The sequence below is a fragment of the Micrococcus sp. HG099 genome (assembly GCF_024723355.1).
Lineage (GTDB): Bacteria > Actinomycetota > Actinomycetes > Actinomycetales > Micrococcaceae > Micrococcus > Micrococcus endophyticus.
This window is the reverse complement of the sequence record NZ_JANQCJ010000273.1, coordinates 1-855: the sequence shown is the minus strand read 5'-3', so window position 1 is coordinate 855 and position 855 is coordinate 1. Positions and strand designations below refer to the sequence as shown.

The window sequence follows — 855 nt, the reverse complement described above, 5'->3', positions numbered from 1 at the left end:
CGTCGGGACGCCGTCGAGGCGGCCGCGGCCGCCGTGCGCGCCGCCGAGCCGTCCGCGCTGGCCGCCGAGCCCGAGCTCGCCCGCCAGGTGGACTGGGTGCTGCTGCGCCGGCGCGACGTCGCGGGCTCCGGCGGGGACGTCGCGCTGCCGGATCACGTCTCGGTCTCCCTCTACGGGGAGCTCGCCGCGGACCCGCAGGCCGTGGCGGAGCAGCTGCGGCGCCCCCTGCCGCGTCCGCCCGCGCACGCCGCGCGCCGCGGCACCGCCTTCCACGCCTGGCTGGAGGAGCGCTTCGGCGCCACCGGCATGCTGGACATCGACTCCGCGGAGGACGCCGAGGACCTCTGGGTGGACGAGGCCCTCGACCTCGAGCCCATGCAGGCCTGGTTCCGATCCTCGCGCTGGGCCGAGCGCACGCCGGCGTTCGTGGAGGCGCCCGTGGAGACCACCGTCGGCGGGATCACCCTGCGCGGCCGCGTGGACGCGATCTACCGCTCCGGGGGAGACCCGCGGAACCCCGTGGACCCGGAGGCCGACTGGGAGCTCGTCGACTGGAAGACCGGCGCTGTCCCGCGGGGCCGGGACCTCGAGCTGAAGTCCCTCCAGCTGGCCGTCTACCGGCTCGCCTGGTCACGGCTGCACGGGATCCCGCTCGAGCGGATCGGCGCGAGCTTCGTCTACGTGGCGCACGGGCAGGAGCGGTCCTTCCCGGACCTGCCGGGCGAGGCCGAGCTCGAGCGCCGTCTCGCCGAGGCGCTCAGGCGTCGGTGACCCGGCGGCCGCCGGAGGCCCCGTCCGGCTCCGCGCCGCCCGGCGCCGAGCCCTCCTGCACGGCTGCGTGGCGCTGCGCGTCGT

Annotated in this window: 1 protein-coding gene; it reads left to right on the top strand. The window is 77.5% G+C overall.

The window, feature by feature from the left end; all coding sequences use genetic code 11:
- On the top strand, positions 1–771 hold a 771-nt coding region (locus NWP10_RS12175), incomplete at its 5' end, for a PD-(D/E)XK nuclease family protein (protein WP_258301078.1).
- Positions 772–855: the final 84 nt, after the last annotated feature.